The following is a 2,784-nucleotide window of genomic DNA, read 5'->3' as shown; positions in this document are numbered from 1 at the left end:
CGGCCCGTCGTGGGCGAGGCGCACGGTGAATCCCTCGCGTGTCAGATAATTGGCGACAACCTTCGCAAGGGCAGTCTCGTCGTCGACGACAAGAACACGCCCCGGTTCCTCACCAGGTCGTAGTTCGGCGCTCATCGAACCGAGGTTAGTCGACTGCGTGTCTGCATTTCTGTCGCGAGGTGATTTCCGTTCGACTGTGAAGATTCGATGAAGGAAGCCTGTTTGGGCCGGTTATCGGGCTTCGAGGCGGATTTCCGCCGGTAACGTGGCAACTGTGCATTTGCAGCACTGTCGTCAAATCAATTGTGGTGCAGTGCATATCGAACAGAATCAACTCTCGGGAGTGAAAACATGTCTTTGACGGTCAGGAAGAGCGCCACGCGGTTCGTTCCGGTTGTGGCAGCGGCAGCACTGTTGATTGCCGGATGCTCGGACAACTCCGGGGAGAGTGTCAACCATTCTTCCGAAACAACCAGCGTCGCAGCACAGTCGGAGATTCCCGCGGGTGTCAATGCCGCCGACATCGAGTTTCTCGAAGGGATGTACCCGCATCACGCGCAGGCATTGGACATGGCCAGAATGGTCGACGGTCGAACCGACAATCCGGAACTTCTCTCGCTTGCAGCGCAGATAGAGGCAGCGCAAGGCCCGGAAATGGCTCAGATGCCGGGCCACCGGCGCCGGAATGCGTTCGGTCGAGCACACCAAGCGCTACACCACGGCCGGTACCGCCAACGACCAGGGCAAGACCTCCGGCGTCCTGGCCAGTGGCGTCGTCGCCGAACTGCTCGGCGTGGACATCTCGGCGCTCGGCACGACCACGTTCCGGCCCCCGTACACCCCGGTCTCCTTCGCCGCCCTCGCCGGCCGTGACCGCGGCGTGCTGAGCGACCCGGTCCGCACGACCGCCCTGCACGAGTGGCATGTGGCGCACGGCGCTCGCTTCGAGAACGTCGGCCAGTGGAAGCGGCCCTGGTACTACCCGCAGGACGGCGAGGAGATGGAGGCGGCCGTGCTGCGCGAATGCGCCGCCGCCCGCGAGGGCGTCGCCTTCATGGACGCCTCCACCCTCGGCAAGATCGACGTCCAGGGCCCGGACGCCGCCGTCTTCCTCGACCTGCTCTACACCAACATGATGAGCACCCTGAAGGTCGGCATGATCCGCTACGGCGTGATGTGCCGCCCGGACGGGATGGTCTTCGACGACGGCACCGTCATCCGCCTCGGCCAGCACCGCTACCTGGTCACCACGACGACGGGCAACGCCGCCACCGTGCTGGACTGGATGGAGGAGTGGCTCCAGACGGAGTGGCCCGAGCTGAAGGTCCACTGCACCTCCGTGACCGAACAGTGGGCCACCATCGCCCTGGTCGGTCCGAAGTCCCGCGAGGTCCTCGGCTCACTCGCGCCGCAACTGGCCGTGGCGAACGAAGACTTCCCGTTCATGGCGTGGCGGGACACGACGGTCGCGGGCATCGAGGCCCGGGTGTGCCGGATCAGCTTCTCCGGCGAACTCGCCTACGAGATCAACGTATCGCCCTGGGAGGCCCTCGCCCTGTGGGAGGCGCTGTACGCGGCGGGCGCCCCGTACGGCATCACCCCGTACGGCACGGAGACGATGCACGTCCTGCGCGCGGAGAAGGGCTATCCGATCGTCGGCCAGGACACCGACGGCACGGTGACGCCGCAGGATCTCGGCATGAGCTGGGCGGTGTCGAAGAAGAAGCCCGACTTCATCGGCAAGCGTTCCTTCGCCCGTGCCGACACCGTCCGCCCCGACCGCAAGCACCTGGTCGGTCTGCTCCCGGAGGACCCGGGCACGCTCCTCCCCGAGGGCACGCACCTCGTCGCCGACAGCGTGCTGCCCGCGCCCCCCGTCCCGATGCTCGGCCATGTCACGTCCAGCTACCGCAGCGCGGCCCTCGGCCGGACCTTCGCGCTCGCGCTGGTCAAGGGCGGACGCGAGCGCATCGGTGAGCGCCTCTACGCCCCCGTCGGTGACCGGCTGGTCCCGGTGACCGTCGCGAGCCCCGTCCTCTACGACCCCGAGGGAGCCCGCCGCGATGGCTGACACCGCCCTTTCCGCTCCGCTCCGCAGCCCCCTGTCGCACGCCGCGGACCGGCTGGCCGCCGCGACCCGCGCCTCCGGGGGCGCCGTGCGGCTGGCGGAACTCCCCTTCCTGACCCAGATGAACGTCCGCCTCGATCCCAAGGGAGCGGCGGCGGACGCCGTCGGGCTGGCGCTGGGGCTGCAACTGCCCGTCGAGCCCGGCACCGTCGTCCGCGCCGGGGAGCTGACCGCGCTGTGGCTCGGCCCCGACGAGTGGCTGGTGGTGGGCCCGCCGGGCGGCCGGCTCGGGCTGGAGAACCGGATCCGTGAGGCCGCCGGTGACGAGCCCGTGTCCGTCGTCGACGTCTCGGCTCAGCGCACCACGCTCCTCGTCGCCGGACCCCGTGCCCACGACCTGCTGGCCCATGGCTGCTCGCTCGACCTGCACCCGCGCGTCTTCGGCCCCGGTCGCTGTGCCCAGACGACCCTGGGCCGCGCCCAGGTCGTCCTGGTGGCCCGTGACGACCCGAGGGCCGGGTTCTGGGTACTGGTCCGCTCCTCTTTCGCCGGCTACCTGACGGACTGGCTGCTGGACGCCGCCGTGGAGTGGACGGGCTGACACGGACACCACGAAAGCGGGGGGGGGGGGGGTCGGGAGACCAGTAGCGCCCCCCCCCCCCCCGCGGCGGCCCCGGCCGCCCGGGGGGGGCGGCCGGGCGCGGCCCCCGACTACC

At 69.3% G+C, this 2,784-nt stretch carries 1 protein-coding gene and 2 pseudogenes; all 3 read left to right on the top strand.

From position 1 onward, the window contains the following. Positions 1–351 precede the first annotated feature (351 nt). Positions 352–621: pseudogene (locus ABT116_RS41960) on the top strand (DUF305 domain-containing protein); the annotation flags it as partial. A gap of 46 nt (positions 622–667) precedes the next feature. Continuing rightward, positions 668–2,071, top strand: a pseudogene (locus ABT116_RS41955) (glycine cleavage T C-terminal barrel domain-containing protein); the annotation flags it as partial. Then, positions 2,064–2,669 carry a sarcosine oxidase subunit gamma gene (locus ABT116_RS41950; RefSeq protein ID WP_351645643.1) on the top strand — a complete coding sequence of 202 codons (606 nt, stop codon included), beginning with the start codon at positions 2,064–2,066 and terminating at the stop codon, positions 2,667–2,669. The pseudogene ABT116_RS41955 and the gene ABT116_RS41950, both read left to right, overlap by 8 nt. Positions 2,670–2,784: the final 115 nt, after the last annotated feature.

It is taken from the genome of Streptomyces sp. NPDC002130 (assembly GCF_040296465.1).
Lineage (GTDB): Bacteria > Actinomycetota > Actinomycetes > Streptomycetales > Streptomycetaceae > Streptomyces.
Note: the sequence above shows the minus strand (reverse complement) of the source record. Positions and strands in the feature narration are given on the sequence as shown.

What these genes read in the sequence shown, in the direction of transcription:
- ABT116_RS41950 (WP_351645643.1), top strand. Translation starts at nt 2,064, where the DNA reads ATGGCTGACACCGCCCTTTCCGCTCCGCTCCGCAGCCCCCTGTCGCAC.